The 26,351-nt window shown below is 72.4% G+C and carries 24 protein-coding genes; 9 read left to right on the forward strand and 15 right to left on the reverse strand.

Going from position 1 to position 26,351, the window contains the following annotated elements:
* Window positions 1–110 precede the first annotated feature (110 nt).
* From MTF65_RS30525 to ssd, 7 genes are read right to left on the reverse strand one after another with little or no spacing between them, the layout of a single operon-like run.
* Window positions 111–944 carry an Rv3654c family TadE-like protein gene (locus MTF65_RS30525; protein ID WP_308407163.1) on the reverse strand — a complete coding sequence of 278 codons (834 nt, stop codon included), beginning with the start codon at window positions 942–944 and terminating at the stop codon, window positions 111–113.
* Window positions 941–1,318 (reverse strand): TadE family type IV pilus minor pilin, encoded by a 378-nt coding sequence (locus tag MTF65_RS13115; protein WP_243628831.1) that lies wholly within the window; start codon window positions 1,316–1,318, stop codon window positions 941–943. Before MTF65_RS13115 ends, MTF65_RS30525 begins: the two co-directional genes overlap by 4 nt.
* Window positions 1,305–1,502, reverse strand: coding sequence for a DUF4244 domain-containing protein (locus MTF65_RS13120; protein ID WP_243628832.1), 198 nt, complete (start codon window positions 1,500–1,502; stop codon window positions 1,305–1,307). Before MTF65_RS13120 ends, MTF65_RS13115 begins: the two co-directional genes overlap by 14 nt.
* Before the next feature lie 36 nt (window positions 1,503–1,538).
* Entirely contained in the window at window positions 1,539–2,315 is a 777-nt protein-coding gene (locus MTF65_RS13125; RefSeq protein WP_243628833.1) for a type II secretion system F family protein, read from the reverse strand.
* Window positions 2,315–3,208 carry a type II secretion system F family protein gene (locus tag MTF65_RS13130; RefSeq protein WP_243628834.1) on the reverse strand — a complete coding sequence of 298 codons (894 nt, stop codon included), beginning with the start codon at window positions 3,206–3,208 and terminating at the stop codon, window positions 2,315–2,317. The genes MTF65_RS13125 and MTF65_RS13130 overlap by 1 nt, the downstream gene beginning before the upstream one ends.
* Window positions 3,205–4,353 carry a TadA family conjugal transfer-associated ATPase gene (locus MTF65_RS13135; RefSeq protein WP_243628835.1) on the reverse strand — a complete coding sequence of 383 codons (1,149 nt, stop codon included), beginning with the start codon at window positions 4,351–4,353 and terminating at the stop codon, window positions 3,205–3,207. The genes MTF65_RS13130 and MTF65_RS13135 overlap by 4 nt, the downstream gene beginning before the upstream one ends.
* On the reverse strand, window positions 4,350–5,450 hold the full coding sequence (gene ssd / locus MTF65_RS13140) for a septum site-determining protein Ssd (RefSeq protein ID WP_243629063.1): 1,101 nt from the start codon (window positions 5,448–5,450) through the stop codon (window positions 4,350–4,352). Before ssd ends, MTF65_RS13135 begins: the two co-directional genes overlap by 4 nt.
* Before the next feature lie 555 nt (window positions 5,451–6,005).
* Between ssd and MTF65_RS13145 the strand changes: the two genes are divergently transcribed.
* Window positions 6,006–6,878, forward strand: a complete 873-nt coding sequence (locus MTF65_RS13145; RefSeq protein WP_243628836.1) for an HAD family phosphatase — start codon at window positions 6,006–6,008, stop codon at window positions 6,876–6,878.
* Between the two features lie 419 nt (window positions 6,879–7,297).
* On the opposite strand, the gene MTF65_RS13150 is transcribed toward MTF65_RS13145, so the two are convergent.
* Window positions 7,298–8,119 (reverse strand): oxidoreductase, encoded by an 822-nt coding sequence (locus tag MTF65_RS13150; RefSeq protein WP_243628837.1) that lies wholly within the window; start codon window positions 8,117–8,119, stop codon window positions 7,298–7,300.
* Between the two features lie 109 nt (window positions 8,120–8,228).
* On the opposite strand from MTF65_RS13150, the gene MTF65_RS13155 reads away from it, so the two are divergent.
* Complete coding sequence (locus tag MTF65_RS13155) at window positions 8,229–9,254, forward strand: ATP-binding protein (RefSeq protein ID WP_243628838.1); 1,026 nt, start codon at window positions 8,229–8,231, stop codon at window positions 9,252–9,254.
* Between the two features lie 60 nt (window positions 9,255–9,314).
* Here the strand turns inward: MTF65_RS13155 and MTF65_RS13160 are convergent, their stop codons facing one another.
* Window positions 9,315–10,661, reverse strand: a complete 1,347-nt coding sequence (locus MTF65_RS13160) for a hypothetical protein (protein ID WP_243628839.1) — start codon at window positions 10,659–10,661, stop codon at window positions 9,315–9,317.
* Window positions 10,662–10,895: 234 nt separating this feature from the next.
* Between MTF65_RS13160 and MTF65_RS13165 the strand changes: the two genes are divergently transcribed.
* The 5 genes from MTF65_RS13165 (at window position 10,896) to MTF65_RS13185 (ending at window position 18,784) form a co-directional block, all read left to right on the forward strand.
* On the forward strand, window positions 10,896–13,409 hold the full coding sequence (locus MTF65_RS13165; protein WP_243628840.1) for a SulP family inorganic anion transporter: 2,514 nt from the start codon (window positions 10,896–10,898) through the stop codon (window positions 13,407–13,409).
* A 194-nt stretch (window positions 13,410–13,603) separates the two neighbouring features.
* Window positions 13,604–15,559, forward strand: a complete 1,956-nt coding sequence (gene acs / locus MTF65_RS13170; protein ID WP_243628841.1) for an acetate--CoA ligase — start codon at window positions 13,604–13,606, stop codon at window positions 15,557–15,559.
* 241 nt (window positions 15,560–15,800) lie between these two features.
* Complete coding sequence (gene nhaA / locus MTF65_RS13175) at window positions 15,801–17,243, forward strand: Na+/H+ antiporter NhaA (protein ID WP_374207222.1); 1,443 nt, start codon at window positions 15,801–15,803, stop codon at window positions 17,241–17,243.
* A gap of 87 nt (window positions 17,244–17,330) precedes the next feature.
* Window positions 17,331–17,789, forward strand: a complete 459-nt coding sequence (locus MTF65_RS13180; RefSeq protein WP_243628843.1) for a phage holin family protein — start codon at window positions 17,331–17,333, stop codon at window positions 17,787–17,789.
* Window positions 17,786–18,784: an alpha/beta fold hydrolase gene (locus MTF65_RS13185; protein WP_243628844.1), complete on the forward strand. Its 999-nt coding sequence runs from the start codon at window positions 17,786–17,788 to the stop codon at window positions 18,782–18,784. Before MTF65_RS13180 ends, MTF65_RS13185 begins: the two co-directional genes overlap by 4 nt.
* A 399-nt stretch (window positions 18,785–19,183) precedes the next feature.
* Here MTF65_RS13185 and MTF65_RS13190 read toward each other — a convergent pair whose 3' ends face one another.
* From MTF65_RS13190 to nth, 3 genes are all read right to left on the reverse strand, one after another.
* On the reverse strand, window positions 19,184–20,386 hold the full coding sequence (locus MTF65_RS13190) for a MarP family serine protease (protein WP_243628845.1): 1,203 nt from the start codon (window positions 20,384–20,386) through the stop codon (window positions 19,184–19,186).
* Between the two features lie 13 nt (window positions 20,387–20,399).
* The gene (locus MTF65_RS13195) at window positions 20,400–21,077 is read right to left on the reverse strand and encodes a CoA pyrophosphatase (RefSeq protein WP_374207228.1); all 678 of its coding nucleotides are present in this window, start codon (window positions 21,075–21,077) and stop codon (window positions 20,400–20,402) included.
* A 268-nt stretch (window positions 21,078–21,345) separates the two neighbouring features.
* Window positions 21,346–22,221: an endonuclease III gene (gene nth / locus MTF65_RS13200; RefSeq protein ID WP_374207223.1), complete on the reverse strand. Its 876-nt coding sequence runs from the start codon at window positions 22,219–22,221 to the stop codon at window positions 21,346–21,348.
* Window positions 22,222–22,473: 252 nt separating this feature from the next.
* On the opposite strand from nth, the gene MTF65_RS13205 reads away from it, so the two are divergent.
* Together MTF65_RS13205 and MTF65_RS13210 are read left to right on the forward strand one after the other, a co-directional pair.
* A complete protein-coding gene (locus tag MTF65_RS13205) occupies window positions 22,474–23,148 on the forward strand; it encodes a Crp/Fnr family transcriptional regulator (protein WP_003981529.1) in 675 nt (224 codons plus the stop codon).
* 275 nt (window positions 23,149–23,423) lie between these two features.
* Window positions 23,424–24,248 carry a nucleotidyltransferase domain-containing protein gene (locus tag MTF65_RS13210; protein WP_243628847.1) on the forward strand — a complete coding sequence of 275 codons (825 nt, stop codon included), beginning with the start codon at window positions 23,424–23,426 and terminating at the stop codon, window positions 24,246–24,248.
* On the opposite strand, the gene MTF65_RS13215 is transcribed toward MTF65_RS13210, so the two are convergent.
* From MTF65_RS13215 to MTF65_RS13225, 3 genes are read right to left on the reverse strand one after another with little or no spacing between them, the layout of a single operon-like run.
* The gene (locus MTF65_RS13215) at window positions 24,245–24,544 is read right to left on the reverse strand and encodes a hypothetical protein (protein WP_243628848.1); all 300 of its coding nucleotides are present in this window, start codon (window positions 24,542–24,544) and stop codon (window positions 24,245–24,247) included. The two genes, MTF65_RS13210 and MTF65_RS13215, sit on opposite strands and share 4 nt — an antisense overlap.
* Window positions 24,541–25,386: an MBL fold metallo-hydrolase gene (locus MTF65_RS13220; protein WP_243628849.1), complete on the reverse strand. Its 846-nt coding sequence runs from the start codon at window positions 25,384–25,386 to the stop codon at window positions 24,541–24,543. Before MTF65_RS13220 ends, MTF65_RS13215 begins: the two co-directional genes overlap by 4 nt.
* The gene (locus MTF65_RS13225; RefSeq protein ID WP_243628850.1) at window positions 25,383–26,297 is read right to left on the reverse strand and encodes an NUDIX hydrolase; all 915 of its coding nucleotides are present in this window, start codon (window positions 26,295–26,297) and stop codon (window positions 25,383–25,385) included. The genes MTF65_RS13220 and MTF65_RS13225 overlap by 4 nt, the downstream gene beginning before the upstream one ends.
* Window positions 26,298–26,351: the final 54 nt, after the last annotated feature.

Below are 26,351 nucleotides of genomic sequence, written 5' to 3' on the forward strand. Positions count from 1 at the left end.
CCGACCACCGAGCCGAAGACCCCATCACCCGACGCCCGACGAAGACGGACCCCCGCGAGCACCGACCTCCAGGCCGAAGGCCCCACCACCGACCACCGGGCCGAAGCCAGTCATCCGACGGCCGGCAGAGGCGGCCCCGCACGAGCACTGACGGCCGGATCGAAGGGGCCAGTGGGGGCGCGGGCGGAGACCTCGGACACCTCACCCCGTAGGACACAGCTGGTCACTGTCGCACCCTGGGCCCGGGCGACCCGTATCGCCGTGGCACACGCGGCCTCTGGGCCGTGCGCCCAACTCGCCGCCGCCGCGAGCGCCGCCATATCGGCGGCCGCCGCCGCCCGATGCCGGGCGACCACGGCCTGACCGAGCACCAGCACACCCCCGAACACCGCCGCCAACACGGTGGCCACCAACGTGGCCCACACAGTGGCCGACCCCTCGTCCCGCCCCCGGGCACGTGCCCGGTCCTGGTCCGTGCCCTGACCTCGGGCCGGGGCCGGGGCGCGAGCCTGGTCCCTGTCCTGGTCCCCGGCCGGGGCCGGGGCCGGGGCCGGGGCCGGGGCCGGGGCCGGGGCCGGGGCCGGGGCCGGGGCCGGGGCCGGGGCCGGGGCGCGAGCCTGGTCCCCGGCCTGGGCGCGGGCCGGGGCCGGGGCCCGGACATGGCCCGTCTCCTGGGCTTGGGCTAGGGCTTGGGCAATGTCCTGGGCCGGGACTTGGGCCTGGGCCGTGTCCTGGCCTCGGGTCTGGACCTTGGCCTGGGCCGTGTCCTGGGCCTGGGCCTGGGCCTGGGCCTGGGCCTGGGCCTGGGTCGTGTCCTGGGCCTGGGCCGTGTCCTGGGCCTGGCCGGCGGCCCGGTCACGGGCCCGGAACCAGGCCTGGGCCCGGGCCGGGGCCTGGTTTCGAGCGCGGGCCCGGTTTCGGGTGCGGGCGCGGGGTGGGGTCATGGGGGTGGTCCTACGGTGTCTTCGGCCAGGGCTACCGCCAGCGCGCCCAGGCGTACGGGTAGGCCGCTCGGGCCCGGTGGGGGTGCCGCCACCCGGACCTGCCACAGGTCGCCCGACCGCTCCAGTTCCACCTCCGCCCCCGGCGGGGCGGCGGCCCGGGCCGCCGCCACCGCGACGTCCATCGGCTCCGAGCGGGCCGCCGCCCGGGCGCCGGCCCGGGCCGCGTCCACACACCGGATCTGCGCGGCCGCCGCCATCAGCGCCCACACCAGCAGCGCCGCGAACAGCACCAGCGCCGGGATCACCAGAGCCGCCTCCGCCGTCACATAACCCCGGTCGCCCATTCGCCGAGGATTTTCCTCAGAACGGCACATCGAGCGCCTTCCCGATGGTCGACTGGAGCGCCGTGGAGACCACCTCACTCGTCACCACCTTGTACAGAACCGCCGCGAATGCACACGCCGCGATCGTGCCCATGGCGTATTCCGAAGTGGACATCCCCTCATCACTCCGGTGACCGCTCAGGACCGCCCGCACACGAAACCAGATGATCCTCATGCCAACCTCCAGTTGATTTACGTTCTTGATGTGATTTCAGGTGTTCGAGAGGAGACCGGATGCCATACCGATCACCACCGGCGCCACCCCCACCGCGAGGAATGCGGGGAGGAAACACAGCCCCACCGGGGCGGTGACGAGCACCGCGGCCCGCTGCGCCCGGGCGCCCGCCTGCCGGGTCCGGTCGTCACGGAGGGCCGCCGCCATCCGCGAGACCGGCTCCGCGGCCGGCGCCCCGGTGCGCGCCGCCCGTTCCAGACACTCCGCGAGCGCCCGCGCACCCGGTATCTCCGCCAACCTTCCCCACGCCGCCCCCGGTTCGCCGCCGAGCCTGAGCTCCGCCCCGGCCAGGGCCAGCCGCTCGCCCACCGGGCCGCCCAACGACTCCCCCACCACTTCCGCCGCCTCCACCGGGCCCGCCCCGGCCGCCAGGCACGCGGCCAAGAGGTCTGCGGCGAACGGCAGCTGACGCTCCGCCTCCCTCGGATCCCCCTCGGCCGGCGGCCGCGCCCGGGCCAGCCGGCACCACACCCCGAGCGCCGCCCCGCAGCCGATCAGCACACCCACCGCTCCGCCGACCAGCACCCAGCTCGCCAGCAGCGCCCCGGCCGGCGCGGCCCAGGCCCGCACCACACTCCGTATCCGCGCACCGAGCACCGGCCCGCGCCTTACCGATCGCGCCGTCAGCAGGACCGCGATCCGGCGCCGGGCCGCCCGCTCCCGCACGCGCGCCGCCACCGCCGACACCGCGCAGAGCACGGCTGCCGCCAGGCACAGCGTCATCCCCAGCCTGTGGACCACCGAGTCGCCCATCACCACTCCCCCGCCCGTACGATGCGCCGGCACCACAGCAGCCCCAGCGCCTCCAGCACCCCGCCCGTCAGCAGGCAGCCCCACCCCACCGGGGTGTGCAGCAGTACCCGCAGCGGATCCGCCCCCAGTCCGGTGCCGATCAGCAGCCCCACCAGCGGGAGCAGGGCCAGCACCACCGCCGTCGAGCGGGCGCCCGCCAGCTGGGACCGCAGCGACTCCCGCCGGTCCCGCTCGGCCCGCAACGCCCCCTCCAGCCTGTCCAGCCCGGCCGCCAGCCCCGCGCCGCCGTCCACAGAGACCCGCCAGCAGGCCGCCATCCCGGCCAGCCCTTCCGCGCCCGGCTCCCGGGCCGCCAGACGCAGCGCTTCGGGCACATCCCCGCCGAACGCCGCCGCGGCCAGCACCCCGGCCTCCGCGCCGCCCGGCCCGCCGGGACCCGACACCGTCCGCCGTATGGCCGCGGTCAGCGCCTGCCCGGGCTGCGCGCCGGCCCGTAGTTCGCCCACCGCCGCCCCGCACAGGGCCACCACCTCGGCCGCCCGGGCCGTGCGGGCCCGCTCGCGCTCCCGGGCCCGCAGCCAGCGCCGGACCAGCGGTACCGCGGCCGCGCCGAGCACCACCGGGATCACCGACCCGCCCAGCAGCGCGACCAGCAGCCCGACGCCCAGGCAGCCCCACTCACGCCGGGCCGCCGCCCGCACCCGCGCGCCGATCACCAGCCGCTCCCAGGGCCCCGGCCCGTGCGACACCACCGGGCCTCCCCCGGCCAGCACCACCCGGGCCCGCCGGGACGTCCCGTCACCCCCGGCCAGCACCCAGGCCGCCGCCCCGGCACACAGCACCCCGGCGAACACCGGCACCGGCATCAGCACCGCCGGCCCGCCCCCGCTCATCGCGCACCCCCCATCAGCGGCTCAAGCCGCTCCCAGCCCCGCTCCCGTACGAACCCGCGCGCCGCCCATCGCAGCGCCGGCACCGTGACCACCAGCCCCGCCGGATCCCGCTCCAGCACATGCACCTCCGCGACCCGGCGCCGCCCGTCGCGGTCCCGGACCAGATGGACGACCAGGTTCAGCGCGGCCGCCAATTGGCTGTGCAGGGAGGCCCGGTCGAGCCCCGCGGCCGTCCCGAGCGCCTCCAGCCGGGCCGGGACATGTGTGGCCGCGTTCGCGTGCACGGTGCCGCAGCCGCCCTCGTGCCCGGTGTTCAGCGCGGCCAGCAAAGTGGCCACCTCGGCGCCCCGGACCTCGCCGACGACGAGCCGGTCGGGCCGCATCCGCAGCGCCTGCCGGACCAGATCGGCCAGGGTGACCAGCCCCGCGCCCTCCTGGTTGGCCGGCCGGGTCTCCAGCCGCACCACGTGCGGATGGTCGGGGCGCAGTTCGGCCGAATCCTCGGCCAGCACGATCCGCTCCCCCGGGCCGACCAGCCCCAGCAGGGCGCTGAGCAGGGTCGTTTTGCCCGTCCCGGTCCCGCCGGAGACGAGGAACGACAGCCGGGCCTCCACCATCTTCCGGAGCAGCTTCTGACCGCCCGGCGGCAGAGTCCCCGCCGCGACCAGTTCCTCCAGCGTGAACGCCCGGGGCCGCACCACCCGCAGTGACAGGCAGGCGGACCCGACCGCCACCGGCGGCAGGACCGCGTGGAGCCGGGTCCCGTCCGGCATCCGGGCGTCCACCCACGGCCGGGCGTCGTCCAGGCGTCGTCCCGCGACGGCTGCCAGCCGCTGGGCGAGTCTGCGGACGGCCTCGGCGTCGGCGAAGGTCACCCCGGTCAGCTCCAGCCCGCCACCACGGTCCACCCACACCCGGTCCGGAGCCGCGACCAGCACATCGGTGACCTCCGGATCGGCGAGCAGCGCCTCCAGCGGGCCCGCGCCGACCAGCTCGGACCGTAATTCGGCGGCGACGCCCAGCACTTCCGCATCGCCCAGCAGCCGGCCCTGGGCCCGCAAGGCGGCCGCGACCCTGGCCGGGGTCGGCTCCGCCCCGCTCTCGGCGAGCCGCTGCCGCACCGCGTCCAGCAGCACCGCGCTCATGCCGGCACCCCCTGGACGGAGCCGAGGGCCCGCTGCCAGAAGCCGTCGCAGAAGCGGGCGAGCGTGCCCCGCCGCTGCGCCCCCGGCGGTTCCCCCTCGGCCACCCGGCCTGGCAGTCCCACCTCGACCGGCACCTCGCCGGCCAGCGGCACCCCCAGCAGCCCGGCCACCGCCTCGGCGTCGAGCCCGCCCGGGCAGCGGCCGCGGACGACGACGCGGACATCCCGGGCCACCATCCGCACCCCGGCCGCCACCCGGCCCGCCGCGGCCACCGCCCGCAACTCGCCCGGCACGACCATCAGCACCAGGTCCAGCTGGGCCAGCACCTCGGCCACGGCCTCATCCACCCGGCGCGGCAGGTCGACCACCACGACCCCGCCCCGGCGGCGGGCGGCGGCCACCACCGACCGCATCGCGGCGGGCGGCACCACCACCCGCTCTCCCCGGTCCCAGCTGAGCACCCGCAGCGCGTGCAGCTCGGGCAGGGACTCCTCCAGCGCTCCGGCGCCGACCCGGCCCCGCGAGCCGGCGAAGTCAGGCCAGCGCAGCCCCTCGGCGCCTTCGCCACCGAGCAGTACGTCCATCCCTCCGCCCAGCGGGTCGCCGTCGATGAGGATGGTCCGCTCCCCGGCCCGGGCGGCGCGGATGGCGAGCGCACAGGCGAGGGTGGAGGCCCCGGCCCCGCCGCTGCCGCCGATCACCCCGACGGCGAGGGCCGGCTTCCCGGCCCCTTCCACCACGTCGGCGATGCGGTCGACGAGCCGGCTCTCGGCGTCGGGGAGCCGCAGCACCTCCTCGGCCCCGATCTCCACCGCCCGCTGCCACACCAGGGGGTCGTCCAGCTCCCGGCCGACGAGGAACACCCCGTCCCGGCGCGGCGCCCCGCGCACTCGCAGGGCGGCATCATCCCCGACGAGCACGAGCGGCGCGGACTCCCATCCGACGCTCCCGCGCGCCTCGCCGGCTCCTCCCTCACCCCCGGCACCGCCGCTCCCGATTTGCTCGGGCACCGCGTGGTGCACATGCGGCTCGGCGCCCGCGGCGGCGCACAGCCGCAGCAGATCGTCGAGCAGCAGGGGATCCTCGGTGATGATCAGCGGCCGTCCGCCGCCGGCCCCGGCCCCGCCCGCACGGGCCGCCGGCCCGCCCCCACCACCACGTACGCGCTCCGGTACTTCACACGACTTCGATCCAGCCACGATCTCCGCCCCCTTCTCGCCGCAAATCCCAAGGCCGCGGACTTCGCGGCTGGAATCACCGTGCAGCGATCCGGAAAAAGAAGTGGATCTTGCTCAAAAACGGTGGACGCCGAGGCCGTTGTGAATAACTTCGCCACCCCATCAGGTGAGTTCCAGAGCGCACCGGAACAACTACGGAGCGTCACACGTCTGACGGGTGAGAGGCCTGCGGCACGCGGGCCCACAGAAGAGGGAGGGCCGGGAAGATGGTCACCAAGGGCCGAAGGCAAGGGACGCAAACCGCGTCCGGACATGCGACGACCCCCGCCGGGGGGGAGAGCGGGGGTCGTCCCCACGGTCCGACTCGGGGGGGGAGGAGCCAGACCGGGTTAGCACGGTCGCGAACGATCCGTGACTTCCATGGTGTACCCGAGAGCCTTCTCAGGCAAACCCACGCGCCACACCTTACGCCGAATGGTGGGCGCATATGCTCGGGGCGTGGAAAATCAGCCCTTGCCGCACTCCTTGCCTCGTACCGCAGCCTTCTTCGACCTGGACAAGACGGTCATTGCGAAGTCGAGCACTCTGACGTTCAGCAAGTCCTTCTACCAAGGCGGCCTGATCAACCGCCGGGCCGTGCTGCGCACCGCGTACACCCAGTTCATCTTCCTGGCCGGCGGTGCCGACCACGATCAGATGGAACGCATGCGGGAGTACCTGTCCGCCCTGTGCAAGGGGTGGAACGTGCAGCAGGTGCGCGAGATCGTCGCCGAGGCCCTGCACGATCTCATCGACCCGATCATCTACGACGAGGCCGCGTCCCTGATCGAGGCCCACCACACCGCCGGCCGTGACGTGGTCATCGTCTCCACCTCCGGCGCGGAAGTGGTCGAGCCGATCGGCGAGATGCTCGGCGCGGACCGGGTCGTGGCCACGCGGATGGTGGTCGGCGAGGACGGCTGCTTCACCGGGGAGATCGACTACTACGCCTACGGTCCGACGAAGGCGGAGGCCGTCCGCGAGCTCGCGGAGTCCGAGGGGTACGACCTCGCGCGGTGCTACGCGTACAGCGACTCGATCACCGATGTCCCGATGCTGGAGGCCGTGGGGCGCCCGCACGCGGTCAACCCCGACCGGGCGCTGCGGCGGGAGGCCGTGGCCCGGGAGTGGCCGGTGCTGGTGTTCAACCGGCCGGTGCGGTTGAAGCAGCGGCTGCCCGGGCTGTCGATGGCCGCGCGGCCGGCGCTGGTCGCCGCCGCGGCCGTGGGCGCGGCCGCGGCTACCGCCGGGCTGGTCTGGTACGCCAGTCGGCGCCGCGCCGGCGCCCTGGCCGCCGCCTCGGCCTGACTCCGCTCAACCCCGGACCAGCCCCGTGGACGAAGGGTGGACGTAGGTCCGACCTGCGCGGATTTGGCGTGTCCGGTTCGGTACGGAACGTACGGGAAAGTAAAGAAGTCTTGGCAGGGGTTTCACATACGCCGGAAGCGGAGTACAAAGTAGTTAACGGCCCGCGAGACCAAAGAACATCCGAGAGGATCATCTTTAAAACGCAGTAAGGCCCACGGACCGAAGCAGGAGCGCCGAGCACCCACGCGACGTCGACCCGTCGATTACGGGCCAGCCGCACCAGGTAACGGGCAAAGTCCCCGACCTGATGGGCAACTATCGAGGACGCTTGGTAACTCGGCGCGAATGCCAGCGGCGACACCAAAGCTTGACGGTGTCGCCGCAACCCATGTCGGGGCAAAAAGGTCAGGCCGCGAGGGTCAGGCCGCGCCGCGCTGGAGCGCCTCGCAGACCGCCGTCGATTCACGGACCCCGAGTTCGATCGCGCGGCCGCAGTGGGCGATCCAGGCCGCCATCCCCTCCGGAGTGCCGGAGACGTAGCCCTCGAAGGCCGCCAGATACGCGTCCACGCCCTGCTCCGCGTGGCCGACCTCCGCCGGGCAGATCGCCTTCGGGTCGAGACCGCTGTTGATCAGCGCGATGCGCTCCGCCGCCCGCGCGACCAGGCCGTTGTACGAGCCGAACGGCCGCAGCGCCAGCAGCTCGCCGTGCACCACCGCCGCCGTGATCAGCGCCGGGGCGGAACCCCCCGCGATGATGAGCCGGGACAGCCCGTCCAGCCGGCCCGCCACCTCCTCCGCGCTCGGCAGGGGCTGGGTGATCAGCGGCTCGTCCACCGGTTCGCCCGCCAGACGGGGGCGGCCCACGGTGTCCCCGTCGGCCGTCGAGCCCGAGGCCACCAGGTGGAGCCGCGCGAGTACCCGTAGCGGCGACTGACGCCAGATGCTCAGCAGCTGCCCGGCCTCCGCCGTCAACCGCAGGGCGGCGCCCACCGTGCGCGCCTCCGCCTCGGATCCGAAGTCGGTCCGGCGGCGCACCTCTTCCAGCGCCCAGTCCGCGCCCGACAGCGCCGCGCTCCCCCGGGCCCCGCGCAGCGCGGCCTCCGAGGTGATCGCCCCACTGCGACGGCGCATGACCCGGTGGCCGTAGACCCGGTCCACTGCCTTGCGTACGGAATCCACGGACTCGGCCACACCGGGGAGCGAACCCAGCGGGGCCAGCGGGTCAGAAGCGCTACTCATAAGTAGGGAGCCTACGCACTGACCGCCCATAGCACCGACCCCTCCTTGGAGTGGTCTTCTTCACTCACCTGGGCCACCCAAAGCAACCGAGCCACTACGCTTGGTGAACATGAAGATCGCTTTCGTGGGAAAGGGCGGCAGCGGGAAGACCACGCTGTCCTCCCTCTTCATCCGCCACCTCGCCGCCAATGAAGCCCCCGTCGTCGCGGTGGACGCCGACATCAACCAGCACCTCGGCGCCGCCCTCGGGCTCGGCGAGGACGAGGCCGCCGCGCTCCCGGCCATGGGCGCGCACCTGCCCCTGATCAAGGAATACCTGCGCGGCTCCAACCCGCGCATCGCGTCCGCCGACGCAATGATCAAGACCACGCCGCCGGGGACCGGCTCGCGCCTGCTGCGCGTCTCCGAGGACAACCCGGTGTACGAGGCATGCGCGCGCACGGTCCTGCTCGACGGCGAGCCCGTGCGGCTGATGGCCACCGGCCCGTTCACCGAGTCCGATCTGGGCGTGGCCTGCTACCACTCGAAGATCGGGGCGGTCGAGCTCTGTCTCAACCACCTGGTCGACGGCCGGGACGAGTACGTGGTCGTCGACATGACGGCCGGCTCCGACTCCTTCGCCTCGGGCATGTTCACCCGCTTCGACGTGACCTTCCTGGTCGCCGAGCCGACCCGTAAGGGAGTCTCCGTCTACCGCCAGTACAAGGAGTACGCGCGGGACTTCGGGATCGCGCTGAAGGTGATCGGCAACAAGGTGCAGGGCCCGGAGGACATCGAGTTCCTCCAGGACGAGGTGGGCGAGGACCTGCTGGTCACCGTCGGGCACTCCGACTGGGTGCGGGCGATGGAGAAGGGCCGCCCGGCCGCCTTCGAGCTGCTGGAGGCCACCAACCGGTTCGCCCTCCAGGCGCTCCAGGACGCGGCGGACGACTCGTACGCGCACCGCGACTGGGCCCGGTACACCGAGCAGATGGTGCACTTCCACCTGCGCAACGCGGAGAGCTGGGGCAACGCCAAGACCGGGGTCGACCTGGCGGCCCAGGTCGACCCCGAGTTCGTCCTCCGCGAAGGGCCGGCCACGGAGTCCCAGGAACCGCGGGAGCGGGAGACCGACCTCGTCAGCAGTCCCCGTTAGCGCCCCGGAGTCCCTTGTGCGGAGGCCAGGACCCGGAAGCCAGGACCTGGAAGCCGGTGCTCAGTAGTCCTCCTCCGACTCCGAACCCGACTCCGAACCCGAATCCGGCTCCGGCTCCGTGGCGGCCGAGCCGGTGGCCGACGTGACCTCGGCGGGAGCGGCTGGCCGAGCCGGCGGCCCCGCCGTCAGGAACTTGGCCCAGCCCTCTTTCGGCGCCTCGCCGACGTCGAGGGTGCGCATCCACTCCAGGGCCTTCGGGTCCTGCGCGTCCAGCCAGTCGGCCAGCTCGCGGAACGGCACGCAGCGGACCTCCTTCTGGGTGCACATGCTCTTGATGGACTCCTCGACGGCCCGCATGTAGGTGCCGCCGTTCCAGGACTCGAAGTGGTTGCCGATGATCAGCGGCGCGCGGTTGCCCTGGTAGACCCGCTCGAAGGCCTGGAGCAGTCCGTCGCGCATCTGCTCGCCCCAGTACACGTGCTGCGAGGGGTCGCCCTGCGTGGTCGTGCCGGACTGGTTGACCATGTAGTTGTAGTCCATGCTCAGCGTGTCGAAGGCACGTCCGGGCATGGGTACCAGCTGCAGCGGGAGGTCCCAGAGCCCGTCCGTCTTCTTGGGCCAGATCTGCTTGGCGATACCGCTGGAGTCGTAGCGGAACCCGAGGTCCTTGGCCGCCAGCATGAAGTTCTTCTGGCCTTCGAGGCAGGGGGTGCGGGCGCCGATGAGCTCCTTGTCGTAGTCGAAGGGGAGCGGCTCCATGCTCTTCAGCCCCGCGTTGGTCTTCCAGTTCTTGACGAACGACTTGGCCTGGCTGATCTCGCTCTTCCACTCGTCCACCGACCAGGTGCCGACGCCGCCTTCGGGACCGCAGAAGTGGCCGTTGAAGTGGGTGCCGATCTCATTGCCCTCCAGCCAGGCCGCGCGGATCTGGGTGGCGGTGTCCTTGATGCCCTGGAGGTCGCCGAAGCCGATCTCGGAGAGGCCCGGGGAGTGCTGCGGGGCGGTGTAGAGGGAACGTTTCTCCTCCGGGAGCATGTACACGCCGCTGAGGAAGTACGTCATGCGGGCGTTGTACCTCTTGCCGACGTCCCGGAAGTGGGAGAAGAGCTTCTGGCTGTCCTCGCCGGCCCCGTCCCACGAGAACACCACGAACTGCGGCGGCTTTTCACCGGGCTTCAGCTTCTGCGTCTTCTGTACGTTCGGCTGCGAGCCGGTGTACGCGGTCGAGCCGTCGCCGATGAGCCGCAGGACACTGCCGGGGCCCTCCGGCGCGCCGGCGCCCTCGGGGCCGTTGCGGCCTCCGCCGGACGGGGACTTGGCGGGCTCCGAGGTGCTGCACCCGGCAGCGCACAGGACCAGCGCCGCGGCGACCAGGCCGCCGGCGATCTTCTTCGTGGCGGCGATCATCCGCCCCACCTCTCCCTCGCAGTTCCATCGCAGGACTTCCGCGCCGCAACGTCCCATGCGGTCCGCCGTGAAGGCGGTATGACAAGCCGGACAAAATGCTTAATCACTCGCGAGCGCTAATTCGTGGGCCATTTGCCCGTATTGCGCCCCACCCTCCTTTACTCTCCATTACTATTCGTTTACTGAGTGTTGAGACTCCCGCCGCTTCACCCCTCCCCGAGGAGACGGGACCTTATGACAGCCACCTCCCCCGCACCCCCTGCCAAGAGCCTCCCCTCGCAACGTCCCTCACGACTCCCCCCGGGCCTCCCGGCCGACCTGTCCGCCTCCATCGCCGTCTTCCTGGTCGCCCTGCCGCTCTCCCTCGGCATCGCCCTCGCCACCGGTGCCCCGCTCCAGGCGGGGCTCGTGGCCGCCGCCGCGGGCGGGATCGTGGCCGGGTGGCTCGGCGGCTCTCCGCTCCAGGTGAGCGGCCCCGCCGCCGGACTCACCGTCATCACCGCCGAGTTGATCCAGCGCTACGGGTGGCGTACCACGTGCGCCATCACCGTGCTCGCCGGCTGCTGCCAGCTCGGACTCGCCCTGCTGCGCACCGCCCGGTCGGCGCTCATGGTCAGCCCCGCCATCGTGCACGGCATGCTCGCGGGCATCGGCGTGACCATCGCGGTGGCCCAGCTGCACATCGTGCTCGGCGGCACCCCGCAGAGCTCCGTCGTGGCCAACGTCCGCGGGCTGCCCGCCCAGTTGGCCCATGTGCATCCCGTCGCGCTCGGCATCAGCGCGCTGACCATGGCCCTGTTGCTCAGCTGGCCCCGGCTGCCCGGGCGGGCCGGGCGCGCCCTGCGGAAGGTGCCGGCCGCGCTCGCCGCCGTCGCGACGGCCACGGCCTTCGCGGCCCTGGCCGGGCTCAGCCTGCCCCGGGTGGACCTGCCGTCCTGGCGCAGCCACGCCCTGCCCGAGCTACCCGAGGGCCCGGTTCTCGGGATCATCGCCGCCGTGCTGACGATCACGCTGGTCGGCAGCGTGGAGTCCCTGCTGTCCGCGGTCGCGACCGACAAGCTGATCGCCTCCGAGCGGGGGACGGGCAACCGTCCGCCGCGGGCCGATCTCAACCGCGAGCTGCGCGGCCAGGGCGCGGCCAACATCGTCTCCGGGGCGCTGGGCGGGCTGCCCGTCACGGGCGTGGCCGTCCGTAGCGTGGCGAACGTCAAGTCCGGTGCGGTCAGCAGGAAATCGGCCATGCTGCACGGGCTGTGGGTGGTGACCGCGGCCGGGCTGCTCTTTCCGGTCCTCGGCCTGATTCCGCTGGCCGCGCTGGCCGCCCTGGTGATGGCGGTGGGCGTGCAGATGGTCAGCATCACGCACCTGCGCAGTGTCACCCGGCACCGGGAGATCCTCGTCTACGCCATGACGATCGCGGCCGTGGTGCTCGGCGGGGTACTGGAGGGCGTCGCGGTCGGCATCGCCGTGGCCGTCGCCGTGGCTCTGCACCGGCTGACCCGGACGCGGATCACGGTGGAGGTGCGCGACGGTGTCCACCGGATCTGGGCGCGCGGGCAGTTGACCTTCCTCGCGGTGCCCCGGCTCAGCCGGGTGCTGAACCAGATTCCGCACGACGGGCACGCCGTCGTCGAGCTGGACGGCTCGTTCATGGACCACGCGGCCTACGAGACGCTCCACGACTGGCGAAACTCCCATCTGGCGCACGGGGGCTCGGCCGAGGTCACCGGCCGGTCCGGTGCGCGGATCTCCGAGACCGGCAGGGAGCAGCGCGGCGGGCACCACTGCTGCCGCCCCTGGACCCCGTGGCAGAACCACTGCGCCCACCGCTCCGCCGTCGGCGGTCCGGCGCCCGGTGCGGCGGAAGCGGCGGGCACCCCAGGCACCCCCGGTGCCCCCGGTGCCCCCGGCTCCCCAGGCACCGCAGGCTCCACAGGCCCGGCAAGCTCGGCAGGCACCCCTGGCACCACAGGCTCGGCAGGCACCGCGAGCCCAGCCGGCTCGGCCGTGGAGACCCGTCGGCGCGGAGCCGGCCAGTTGGCCAGCGGGATCGGTGCGTTCCAGCGGGACACGGCTCCGCACGTCCGGGAAGAGCTGGCCCGGCTGGCGCGCGAGGGGCAGCGGCCCTCGCAGCTGTTCCTCACCTGCGCCGATTCCCGCCTGGTGACCAGCATGATCACGGCCAGCGGCCCGGGCGACCTGTTCACCGTCCGCAATGTCGGCAATCTCGTCCCGCTGCCGGGGGCCGAGGCCACCGACGACTCGGTCGCGGCGGCCATCGAGTACGCCGTGGACGTCCTCAAGGTGGACAGCATCACCGTGTGCGGGCACTCGGGCTGTGGGGCCATGCAGGCACTGCTGAACTCGGCTCCCGAGGTCCCGATGACCCCCCTGCGGCGCTGGCTGCGGCACGGGCTGCCCAGTCTGGAGCGGATGGCCAGCCGGCACCACGCCTGGGCACGGATCGCGGGCCGGCTCCCGGCGGATGCCGTGGAGCAGCTGTGCCTGACCAATGTGGTGCAGCAGCTCGACCATCTGCGGGCCCACGAGTCGGTGGCCCGGCGGCTCGCCGAGGGCACGCTGGAGCTGCACGGGATGTACTTCCACGTGGGCGAGGCCCAGGCGTACCTGCTCTCCACGGGCGAGGACTTCTTCGACTGCCGGGTCTTCGACAGCGTCCACCCGGACTCGCGCGGTCAGTCGCCGTCCGGCGACTCCGCCCACGACGTGGCGCCCACACGGGCGTGAACCGCTACCCTCCGGAATCCGTGCAACGCAGTGGCCCCTTTCCGCACCCTGTAGCGGGAAGGGGCCACTCGCCCGTGTGGCCCGTACGTGATACAGGTCTAAACCAATTTCTGGCTAGGCCTTGTCACCTGGACGTCTGACTGATGAGCTATGCCCCGGGGACACATCGGACACCCTGGGGAAAGGGAGATGTCGTGAGGAATGACAGCTTGGCCAATCTGCTCAAGGAGGAGCGGCGGTTCGCGCCGCCCGCCGATCTGGCCGCCGCCGCCAACGTGACTCAGGCTGCGTACGAACAGGCCGACGCGGACAGGCTGGGCTTCTGGGCCGAGCAGGCACGGCGGCTCACCTGGGCCACCGAGCCGACGGAGACGCTCAACTGGTCGAACCCGCCCTTCGCGAAGTGGTTCGAGGACGGCGAGCTGAACGTCGCGTACAACTGCGTGGACCGGCACGTCGAGGCCGGCAACGGCGACCGCGTCGCCATCCACTTCGAGGGTGAGCCCGGCGACAGCCGCTCGATCACCTACGCCGAGCTCAAGGACGAGGTCTCCAAGGCCGCCAACGCCCTGACCGAGCTGGGTGTCCGGACCGGCGACCGCGTCGCCGTCTACCTGCCGATGATCCCCGAGGCCGTCGTCGCGATGCTCGCGTGCGCCCGCGTCGGCGCCGCGCACTCGGTGGTCTTCGGCGGCTTCTCCGCCGACGCCGTCGCCTCCCGCATCCAGGACGCCGACGCCAAGCTGGTGATCACTGCCGACGGCGGCTACCGCCGCGGCAAGCCCAGCGCCCTGAAGCCCGCCATCGACGAGGCCGTCGACAAGTGCCCGCAGGTCAAGCACGTGCTCGTCGTACGGCGCACCGGCCAGGACACCGCCTTCACCGAGGGCCGCGACGTCTGGTGGCACGACGTGGTCGGCCGCCAGTCCGCCGAGCACACCCCGCGGGCCTTCCCCGCCGAGCACCCGCTGTTCATCCTGTACACCTCGGGAACCACGGGTAAGCCGAAGGGCATCCTGCACACCTCCGGCGGTTACCTCACGCAGGCCGCGTACACCCACCACGCGGTGTTCGACCTGAAGCCGGAGAGCGATGTCTACTGGTGCACCGCCGACATCGGCTGGGTGACCGGGCACTCGTACATCGTCTACGGGCCGCTCGCCAACGGCGCCACCCAGGTGATGTACGAGGGCACGCCGGACACCCCGCACCAGGGCCGGTTCTGGGAGGTCGTGCAGAAGTACGGCGTCACCATCCTCTACACCGCGCCGACGGCCATCCGTACGTTCATGAAGTGGGGCGACGACATCCCCGCGAAGTTCGACCTGTCGAGCCTGCGCGTGCTGGGCTCGGTCGGCGAGCCGATCAACCCCGAGGCCTGGATCTGGTACCGCAAGCACATCGGCGGCGACCGCTGTCCGATCGTGGACACCTGGTGGCAGACCGAGACCGGCGCGATGATGATCTCGCCGCTCCCGGGTGCCACCGAGACCAAGCCGGGCTCGGCGCAGCGCGCGCTGCCCGGAATCTCCGCCACCGTCGTGGACGACGAGGCGAACGAGGTCCCGGACGGCGGAGGCGGCTACCTGGTCCTCACCGAGCCGTGGCCGTCGATGCTGCGCACCATCTGGGGCGACGACCAGCGGTTCATCGACACCTACTGGTCGCGCTTCGAGGGCAAGTACTTCGCGGGCGACGGCGCCAAGAAGGACGAGGACGGCGACATCTGGCTGCTCGGCCGGGTGGACGACGTGATGCTGGTCTCCGGCCACAACATCTCGACCACCGAGGTCGAGTCGGCGCTCGTCTCGCACCCCTCGGTCGCCGAGGCGGCCGTGGTCGGCGCGACCGACGAGACCACCGGCCAGGCCATCGTGGCCTTCGTCATCCTGCGCGGCACCGCCTCCGAGACCGACGGCCTGGTCGCGGACCTGCGCAACCACGTGGGCGCCACCCTCGGCCCGATCGCGAAGCCGAAGCGGATCCTCCCGGTCCAGGAGCTGCCGAAGACCCGCTCCGGCAAGATCATGCGCCGCCTGCTGCGCGATGTCGCCGAGAACCGGGCGGTCGGCGATGTCACCACACTGGCCGACTCCTCGGTCATGGACCTCATCCAGAGCAAGCTGCCCGACGCGGGCAGCGAGGACTGACCCCAGAGGACTAACCCAGAGGACTGACAGCAGCAGGCAACAGCAGGCCACAGGCCATGAAGGGGCATCCGGCGCGACGCGCCGGATGCCCCTTTCGCGCATAAAGTAACGATCGCCGGATATTGCCTTGCGTACACCCTGTAAAATATTGAACGCATAAAGAAAGTTCACAAGGGTGCGCCGGGAAGTCTGGTCGGCAACTGCATTTGTCATGCCGCGACCGACCGGAGGTGCCCCCACCGTGGCCACGCCCACCCGCACGCCCACCCCCAACCCCAAGTTCCTCGGCAGGCTCTCACTGCCCGAGCGGACCTTCGTCGCCGACGCCCTGCGCGCCGAGACGGTCGGCGGTGTCCTGCTGCTCGTGGCCGCCATCGGTGCCCTGATCTGGGCGAACACCCCCGGCCTGACGGACAGCTACGCGACCGTGCGGGACTTCCACATCGGCCCCGCCGCGCTCGGCCTGAACCTCTCGCTCCAGCACTGGGCGGCCGACGGCCTGCTCGCGATCTTCTTCTTCGTCGCCGGCATCGAACTCAAGCGCGAGCTGGTGGCGGGCGACCTCCGCGACCCGAAGGCGGCCGCCCTCCCCGTCATCGCCGCCCTGTGCGGCATGGCGGTCCCCGCGGGCGTCTACGCCCTCGTCAACATCCTCGGCGACGGTTCGATGAACGGCTGGGCGGTCCCCACCGCCACCGACATCGCCTTCGCGCTCGCCGTCCTCGCGGTCATCGGCACCTCACTGCCCTCCGCGCTGCGCGCGTTCCTGCTGACCCTCGCCGTCGTCGACGACCTTTTCGCGATCATCATCATCGCGGTGTTCTTCACCGACGAACTCGACTTCCTGGCCCTCGGCGGCGCGGTCGTGGGCCTGGCCCTGTTCTGGTTCCTGCTCCACAAGAACGTCCGCGGCTGGTACGTGTACATACCCCTGGCCCTGGTGATCTGGGGCCTGATGTACAACAGCGGCGTCCACGCCACCATCGCCGGCGTCGCCATGGGCCTGATGCTGCGCTGCTCCCGCAGGGAGGGCGAGCGGCACTCCCCCGGTGAGCGCATCGAGCACCTGGTCCGGCCGGTCTCCGCCGGGCTCGCCGTCCCCCTCTTCGCGCTCTTCTCCGCCGGAGTCTCGCTCTCCGACGAGGCCATCGCGCAGGTCTTCACCCGGCCCGAGACCCTCGGCGTGGTCCTCGGCCTGGTCGTCGGCAAGACCGTGGGCATCTTCGGCGGCACCTGGCTGGCCGCCCGCTTCACAAAAGCGGAGCTCAACGGGGATCTCGCCTGGGCCGATGTGCTGGCCGTGGCCTCGCTCGCCGGCATCGGGTTCACCGTCTCGCTCCTGATCGGCGAACTCGCCTTCACCGACGACCCGGTCCTCACCGACGAGATCAAGGCCGCCGTCCTCATCGGATCGCTCATCGCGGCGGTCTGCTCCTGCGTCCTGCTCAAGCTCCGCGACCGCAAGTACCGGGTGCTCACCGAGGCCGAGGAGCGCGACGAGGACCGCGACGGCATCCCGGACATCTACGAGGAGCACAACCCGGCGTACCACCTGCGGATGGCGAAGATCTACGAGGAGAAGGCGGCGGAGCACCGCCGCAAGGCCGAAGAGGCCGAAGTGGCCGCGGCGTCCGCCGCGCGAACCACGGCCGGGTCCAGCGCCGAGGGCGACCGTCCGGCATGATCTGACTGACGACGGAGGACAGCCGCCGGCAGCCCGACAGGCGACGGCAGCCCGACAGACGACAGCAGACGACAGAGGGAGAGAGCGATGAGTGCAGTGGACCAAGGGGAGCAAGGCGCCGAGCGCACACTCGGCCAGCTGGTCGCCTCGGCCACCGCCGAGATGTCCGCCCTGGTGCACGACGAGATCGCCCTCGCCAAGGCCGAGATCCGCGAGGACGTCAGGCGCGCGGCGGTCGGTGGTACCGCCATCGGCATCGCAGGAGTGTTCGCACTCTTCTCGCTGCCGGTGCTGAGCTTCGCCGCCGCGTACGGGATCCACAACACCGGACTCGGGCTCGCCTGGTCCTTCCTCGTCGTCGGTGTGGCGTTCCTGCTGCTCGCGGGCCTGCTCGCACTGCTGGCCGTGTCGAAGTTCAAGAAGGTCAAGCCGCCGGAGAAGTCGATCGCCTCGGTCAAGGAGACCGCCGCGCTGGTCGGGACCGTCAAGCCGCATCCTCGGCCGGTGAGTGACAAGGCCGTGGGTGTGGCACGCTCGTCTTCATGACAGCGTCCTCGTCGGATCCCGGCAGCACCCCGCCCACGGCTGCCTCGGCGGTACGGCTCGACCTCCCGGGCGGCAGAGCGGTGACACACCGGGACGTCGCGGCCAACGGGGCCCGCTTTCATGTCGCCGAGCTGGGTGACGGGCCGCTCGTCCTGCTGCTGCACGGGTTCCCGCAGTTCTGGTGGACCTGGCGGCACCAGCTGGTCGCGCTCGCCGACGCCGGATACCGCGCGGTCGCCATGGACCTGCGCGGGGTGGGCGGCAGCGACCGGACACCGCGGGGCTACGACCCCGCCAACCTGGCGCTCGACATCACCGGCGTCGTACGGTCCCTCGGCGAGCCGGACGCCGCGCTCGTCGGGCACGACCTCGGCGGCTACCTCGCCTGGACGGCGGCCGTGATGCGGCCCAAGCTGGTGCGCCGGCTGGTGGTCTCGTCGATGCCGCATCCGAGGCGCTGGCGCTCGGCGATGCTCGCGGACTTCGGGCAGACCCGGGCGAGTTCGCACATCTGGGGCTTCCAGCGGCCGTTCATCCCCGAACGGCAGCTCGTCGCCGATGACGGGGCGCTCGTCGGGCAGCTGATCCGGGACTGGTCCGGGCCGCTGCTGCGGGACGGCAGGGCCGCCGAAGACAATGAGGACAACGAGGACAACGAGCGCGTCGCCGTCTACCGGCGGGCGATGTGCATCCCCTCCACCGCGCACTGCTCGATCGAGCCGTACCGCTGGATGATGCGGTCGATGGCCCGGCCGGACGGCCTCCAGTTCAACCGCCGGATGAAGCGGCCGGTACGGGTGCCGACGCTGCATCTGCACGGGTCGCTCGACCCGGTGATGCGCACGCGGAGCGCGGCCGGTTCCGGGCAGTACGTCGAAGCCCCGTACCGGTGGCGGCTGTTCGACGGGCTCGGGCACTTCCCGCACGAGGAGGATCCGACGGCCTTCTCCGCGGAGTTGGTGAACTGGCTCAAGGACCCTGAGCCGGACCGCTGATGGAGTGACCGGGGGCCCAACCCTCCACTCGTAGGCTCGTCTTAGAAGCATTCAATTGCCCGGCGCATAGGCCAATTGGCCGCCCGGGACGGGGTTACCGACCTTGGGCCACGGGCACAGCTCGATGTATGGGCTGGACGCACGACTACGGTGACACCGCACACGAACGCCGCACGGCAGCGACGCCGGGCACCCACGAGAGGGCCGGCCGAGACGGCCACGACCCCCGCCTCGGGATCCCTCGCATCCTGCGCCGCCGGGCCCGCTGGGTCTCGGCGCGCCTGCGTCATCCGCGGATGTAGAGAGACGCACGACTCACGACGCGCGCGCCCCGCGCCCCGATCCTCCGGCCCCGCAGCGGTTGCGGCTCCGGAGGGCGGGGACCGGGTTCGGAGGGCGTCAGAGGGCGCAGCCCTGGCTGTCGACGCGCCGGTTCGCCGTCTTCCCCTGGAGGATGTCGTCGCGGACCTCGTCCGCCGTCAGGGCGTACCCGGTGTTCGGGTCGTCGAGGGACTTGGCGAAGACGACCCCGTACACCTTGCCGTCGGACGTCAGCAGCGGGCCTCCGGAGTTGCCCTGGCGGACCGTCGCGAACAGGGAGTAGACGTCGCGCCGGACGGTGCCCCGGTGGTAGATGTCCGGGCCGTTGGCGTTGATCCGGGCGCGGACGCGGGCGGCGCGGACGTCGTACCCGCCGTTCTCCGGGAACCCGGCGACGATCGAGTCGACGCCGGTCACCGCGTCCTTTTCGGTGAACTCCAGCGCCGGCGCCTTCAGCTGGGGCACATCCAGGACGGCGATGTCGCGCTGCCAGTCGTAGAGCACGACCTTGCCGTCGTACAGCCTGCCCTCGCCGCCGATCTGTACGGTCGGCTCGCCGACCCCGCCGACGACATGGGCGTTGGTCATCACCTTGCCCGGCGCGAAGACGAAGCCGGTGCCCTCCAGCACCTTGCTGCAACTGGGCGCGGTGCCGACGACCTTCACGATCGAGCGTTTGGCCAGCTCGGCGACGGGTCCGCTCGCGAGGTCCGGGTCGGGCGCCTGCACCTCGGTGATCGGCTCGTTGGAGAACGGGGTGAAGACCTGCGGGAAGCCGTTACGGGCCAGGGTGGAACTGAAGTCCGAGAACCAGGTGTTGGCCTGGTCGGGCAGCACCCGCGACACGCCGAGGAGCACCTTGGAGTTACGGACCTCCTTGCCCACCGTGGGAAGCGAGGTCCCGGCGAGCGCCGAGCCGATCAGCCAGGCCACCAGCAGCATCGCGACGACGTTGACCAGCGCCCCGCCGGTCGCGTCGAGGACACGGGCCGGCGACCACGTGATGTGTCGGCGCAGCTTGTTGCCCAGATGGGTGGTGAAGGCCTGCCCGATCGAGGCGCAGATGATGATCACGACCACGGCGATCACCACGACCGTGGTGGTCACCTGCTTGCCGTTGTCCGTCACCCTGTCCCAGATCAGCGGGAGCAGGGACACGGCGACGAGGCCACCGCCGAGGAAGCCGATCACCGACAGGATGCCGACGACGAACCCCTGGCGGTAGCCGACGATCGCGAACCATACGGCGGCGAGCAGCAACAGGATGTCCAGCACGTTCACGAGGGTCACCGTCTCATGCGCGCCAGTCGAGCGGGACCTCGCGCGCGCGGTCCCAGGGCTGCTCCCAGCCCGCGAAGTGCAGGATCCGGTCGATCACGCCGGCGGTGAAACCCCAGACGAGAGCCGATTCGACGGTGAACGCCGGGCCCTGGAAGCCGCCGGGGTGGACCACGGTGACCCGATGATCGGGATCCGTGAGATCCGCCACCGGGACGGTGAAGACCCGGGCCGTCTCCGCCGGGTCCACGACGCCGACCGGGCTCGGGGCCCGCCACCAGCCGAGCACCGGGGTCACGACGAACCCGCTGACGGGGATGTAGAGGCGGGGCAGCACCCCGAAGAGCTGGACACCGGCCGGGTCCAGGCCGGTCTCCTCCTCGGCCTCGCGCAGGGCGGCGCGCAGCGGGCCGGTGGTGAGCGGATCGCCGTCCTCCGGATCGAGGGCGCCGCCGGGGAAGGACGGCTGGCCGGCGTGTGAGCGCAGGCTGCCGGCGCGCTCCTGGAGCAGCAGCTCGGGGCCGCGGGGGCCCTCGCCGAAGAGGATCAGCACGGCGGACTGGCGGCCCCGGCCGTCCTCGGGGGGCAGGAAGCGGCTGAGCTGGGTCGGCCGGACCGTGCGGGCGGCCTCGACGACGGGATCGAGCCAGTCGGGCAGCCCGTCGGTGGAGAGACGGAGATCGCCGATGCCGATGCCGCTGCCGTGGCGGGGGTCGCGGCCGCTGCCGTGGCCGTGGCCGTGGCGGGGGTCGTCGCACTGCTGCCGGCCCTGCGGAGGTGGTGGCGTGGCCGCCCGCGCCACGCTGTCGTCCCGCGTCCCGCTCCCGCTGGCGCTACCGCGCGTCATAGGCACCCCTGCTCCCTGTCGTTCCCGGCACCCGCACAACGCGAGCCGCGGCCGGATTCGTTCCTCGGTGTGTGCTGCCTGTGTCCTGGCTGCGTCCTGGCTGTGTGCCGCCCCCTCAGGCAGGGGCGCCGCCCAGGGGCGGGGCCGGCAGCCCCGGGTAGTCCGGCGGCGGGCTCAGCCGCTGGCCCGGCTGGCCGCCCTTCTCGTACTTGAGCAGCTTGCGCGCCTTCTCCGGGTCGGTCTCGCCCTCCCCGTAGGCCGGGCAGAGCGGGGCGATCGGGCAGGCGCCGCAGGCGGGGTTGCGGGCGTGACAGATCCGGCGGCCGTGGAAGACGACGCGGTGCGAGAGCATCGTCCACTCGCTCTTCGGGAAGATCGCGCAGATCTCCTCCTCCACCTTCTCCGGGTCCACCTGCTCGGTCCACTTCCAGCGGCGCACGAGGCGGCCGAAGTGGGTGTCCACAGTGATCCCGGGGACGCCGAAGGCATTGCCGAGGACCACGTTGGCCGTCTTCCGGCCGACTCCGGGGAGGGTCACCAGGTCTTCCATCCGGCCGGGCACCTCGCCTCCGAAGTTGTCGCGGATGGCCTGGGAGAGACCGAGGAGGGCCTTGGCCTTCGCCCGGAAGAACCCGGTCGGCCGGATGATCTCCTCCAGATCCTCCGGGGCGGCGGCCGCCATGTCCTCCGGGGTCGGGTAGGCGGCGAAGAGGGCCGGGGTCGTCTGATTCACGCGCAGGTCGGTGGTCTGGGCGGAGAGGACGGTCGCGACCAGGAGCTCGAAGGGATTCCGGAAATCCAGCTCCGGATGGGCGTACGGGTACACCTCGGCCAGTTCCCGGTTGATCCGGCGGGCCCTGCGGATCATGGCGAGGCGAGATTCCGCCTTGGGCACCTTGGGGGCCCGCCGGGCCTGTTTCTTGGCCGAAGCTTTGCCGTCAGGGGTCGCTGGGATCTTCGTGGACGCCTCCGCGGGGGCATGTTCGCCCACAGCTGAACTACGGGCCCCCGACACTGCCTCGGACCCCATGGCCTGTGCTCTCACCGGCTTATTGGACACCCGGCCAGCCTAAGCCCGGGCTCTGACACCCGTCCGGACCTCAGGTAACACCACTCCGAATGACCTCTGGCAGCACAGCACACCCGTACGTCCGGCATCCTTGTGATTGATCGCACTGTTTGAGCCGTCCGGCAAAATGGGGAGCACGGTCCCCTGGAGTTGGTCGACATAGGAGAGAGACTCGTGGACGACGTTCTGCGGCGCGCCCCGCTCTTCGCGGCGCTCGATGACGAGCAGGCCGCGGAGCTCCGCGCCTCCATGGGCGAGGTGACCCTCGCACGCGGTGACGCCCTGTTCCATGAGGGCGACCCCGGCGACCGGCTGTATGTCGTGACCGAGGGCAAGGTGAAGCTGCACCGCACCTCCCCCGACGGCCGCGAGAACATGCTGGCCGTCCTCGGCCCCGGCGAGCTGATCGGCGAGCTGTCGCTGTTCGACCCGGGCCCGCGTACCGCCACGGCGACGGCGCTGACCGAGGTCAAGCTGCTCGGCCTGGGCCACGGCGACCTTCAGCCCTGGCTGAACGCCCGGCCGGAGGTGGCCACGGCCCTGCTGCGCGCGGTGGCCCGCCGCCTGCGCAAGACCAACGACCAGATGTCCGACCTGGTCTTCTCCGACGTTCCGGGCCGCGTCGCCCGCGCGCTCCTCGACCTGTCGCGCCGGTTCGGTGTGCAGTCGGAGGAGGGCATCCACGTCGTGCACGACCTCACACAGGAGGAGCTGGCCCAGCTCGTGGGCGCGTCGCGCGAGACGGTGAACAAGGCGCTGGCCGACTTCGCCGGGCGCGGGTGGCTCCGCCTGGAGGCCCGTGCGGTGATTCTGCTGGACGTGGAACGACTGGCGAAGCGCTCGCGCTGACGCCGACTCGGCTTGTACGTGGGGGGTCCCGCCAATGGCGGGACCCCCCACGCGTTTCCCGCGAACGGGGCGTTGCCCGCCCCGGCCGGCGCGGGGTGGCACCAGCCCGATGCCCGGCCCCGGCAGGGGCGGCCGGTACGGGGCGGGCACGGGCGCCGCTGGTGGCACCCCGCTGCCCGGGCCGTGCGAAGGGAAGGCCGCCCTACGGGGGAAACACCGGCCGGGCGGGCGAAAACCCCGTGAACCCCCGGCCAGGGGAAGGGCAGAGTGGCGGCATGGAGCACAGAGGGCTGGACGCGTACGGGTACTTCGAGCGCGAGGGGTCCCTCGGCCGGGTGCGGGCCGAGTTCGCGGAGGTCGTCGCCGCCGCGCGCGGGCGGATCGGCGAGGCGTACGGGCAGCGGCTGCACAGCGCCTACCTCTACGGGTCCGTCCCGCGCGGCACGGCCCGGCCCGGGCGGTCCGACCTGGACCTGCTGCTCGCCCTGCACCACGAGCCCGCCGACGAGGACCGCGACACCGCCGAGGTGCTCGCGCGCGGGCTCGACGAGGACTTCCCGCAGATCGACGGCGTCGGGATCCTGCTGTACGGCAAGGACACCCTGCTGAGCGAGCAGGAACGTTTCGACCTCGGTTGGTTCCTCGCCTGCCTCTGCACCCCGCTGCTCGGAGCGGACCTGGCCGAGCATCTGCCCCGGTACCGTCCGGACAGCCTGCTCGCCCGTGAGACCAACGGCGGGCTGGCCGACGTACTCCCCACCTGGCGGGCCCGCGCCGAGGCGGCCCGGACGCCCGCCGAGTACCGGAAGCTGAGCCGGCACTTCGCGCGGCACCTGGTGCGCACCGGGTTCACGCTGGTCATGCCCCGCTGGGGCGGCTGGACCAGCGATCTCGCCGAGTCGGCGGAGATCTTCAGCAGGTACTACCCCGAGCGCGCCGCGCAGATGCGGGCGGCTGCCGCCGTGGCGCTGGATCCCGTGGCGGACCCGGCCGTGCTGCGCGGGTTCACCGAGGACCTCGGACCGTGGCTCGCGAACGAGTACACGGCCCGGCACGGGGCCAAGGGCCTGCGGCGCGCGGCTCAGGGGGACGGTGCCTAGACGGCGGTGGTGACGGACATGGCCTCGACCGCCTGCTTGGCCTCCCGGAGGTCCGCGCCCGTGACCCGGCGGTAGACGCGCATGGCCTCCACGGTGCGGCCGTCGCGCACCAGGGTCCGCACCTCGTCCAGCCCGGCCGGCTCCGGCTCCTCGATGCCGAAGTGGTCCAGGACCAGGCCCAGCCGGTGTTCCAGGCGGTCCGCCCTGCGCTCCAGGGCCTTCATCCGCAGGGTCACCGTCGAGGTGATCCACGAGGCCGTGGCGATCAGGGCGAGCAGCAGGAACAGCGTGGTCATTCAGGTCCCCCCGGGATCAGTCCGTGATCTTCAAGGTACTCCAGCTGCGCCCGGACGGACCATTCCGCGGCGGGCCACAGGGAGCGGTCCACATCCGCGTAGACCTGGGCGACGACCGCCTCCGGGGTGGTGAATCCGTTCTCCACGGCCGTCTCGACCTGGGCGAGGCGGTGGGCGCGGTGGGCCAGGTAGTACTCGACGACGCCCTGGGCGTCGTCGAGGACCGGCCCGTGGCCGGGGAGGACGGTGTGCACGCCGTCGTCGACCGTGAGCGAGCGCAGCCGGCGCAGGGAGTCCAGGTAGTCGCCGAGGCGGCCGTCGGGGTGGGCGACGACCGTGGTCCCGCGGCCCAGGACGGTGTCCCCGGTCAGCACGGCGCGGTCGGCGGGCAGATGGAAGCAGAGCGAGTCGGAGGTGTGCCCGGGGGTCGGTACCACCCGCAGCTCCAGGCCGCCCGTCCGGATCACGTCCCCGGCGGCCAGCCCCTCGCCCCCGAGCCGCAGGGCCGGGTCCAGGGCGCGGACGTTGGTGCCGGTGAGCTCGGCGAAGCGGCCGGCGCCCTCGGCGTGGTCGGGGTGGCCGTGCGTGAGGAGGGTGAGGGCGATCCGCTTGCCCGCCCGCTCAGCGGTGGCGATGACCGCGCGCAGGTGTACGTCGTCCAGCGGGCCGGGGTCGATGACGACGGCGAGGTCGGAGTCCGGCTCGGAGACGAGCCACGTGTTGGTGCCGTCCAGGGTCATGGCGGAGGCGTTGGGGGCCAGGATGTTGACCGCGCGGGCGGTCGCGGGCCCTGAGGTGACGATTCCGCGGGGCTGGCCGGGGAGGGCGGCGGCGTCGGTCATGCGGGGGCACCTCCGGGACGTCCGAGGCGGACGCGCTTGGTGAACTCGTCGTGGCCCGGCCAGCTGAGTACCACCTCGCCGCCCTCCAGGGCGGCCTGGGCGAGGACGGCGGTAAGGTCCTGGCCAACAGCTGCGGCGAGGGCGTCGGCGGCGCTCTCGTAGGGCTCCAGGGACCGCAGGGTGGAGATGGTGGGCGGCATCATCAGCAGCTCGCCCTTGTCGTAGCCGTCGGCCGCGTCCGCCGGGCGGATCCAGACGGTCCGGTCGGCCTCGGTCGAGGCGTTGCGGGTGCGCTGGCCCTCGGGGAGGGCGGCGACGAAGAACCAGGTGTCGTAGCGGCGCGGCTCGAACTCGGGGGTGATCCAGCGGGCCCAGGCGCCGAGCAGGTCGGAGCGCAGCAGGAGGCCGCGGCGGTCGAGGAACTCGGCGAACGACAGCTCGCGGGCCACGAGGGCCTGGCGGTCGGCCTCCCAGTCGTCGGCGGTGGTGTCGTCGACGACGGTGTCGGGGGTCTCCCCCGCGAGGAGTACGCCGGCCTCCTCGAAGGTCTCGCGGACGGCTCCGCAGACGATGGCCTGGGCGGTGCGGGGGTCGGTGCCGAGCCGGTCGGCCCAGTCCTGGAGGCTCGGGCCGGCCCAGCCGATGCGGTGGTCCTCGTCGCGGGGGTCCACCCCGCCGCCGGGATAGGCGTACGCGCCGCCGGCGAAGGCCATGGAGGCCCGGCGGCGGAGCATGTGCACGGCGGGGCCGTCGGGGGTGTCGCGGAGCAGCATCACCGTGGCGGCGCGTTTGGGCTCCACCGGGGTGAGGGAGCCGTCCGCGAGCGCGCGGATGCGGTCGGGCCACTCCGGGGGGTACCACTGGCCTCCGGCGGGGGGCTGGACCTGGGGCTGCTGCTGACCATTCGGCATGGCCGGATGCTACGGCCATGCGGCCCGATGTTCGAGAGCACCCGGGCCCGACTC

Origin of the sequence: Streptomyces sp. APSN-46.1 (assembly GCF_022815725.1) — a bacterium.
GTDB lineage: Bacteria > Actinomycetota > Actinomycetes > Streptomycetales > Streptomycetaceae > Streptomyces.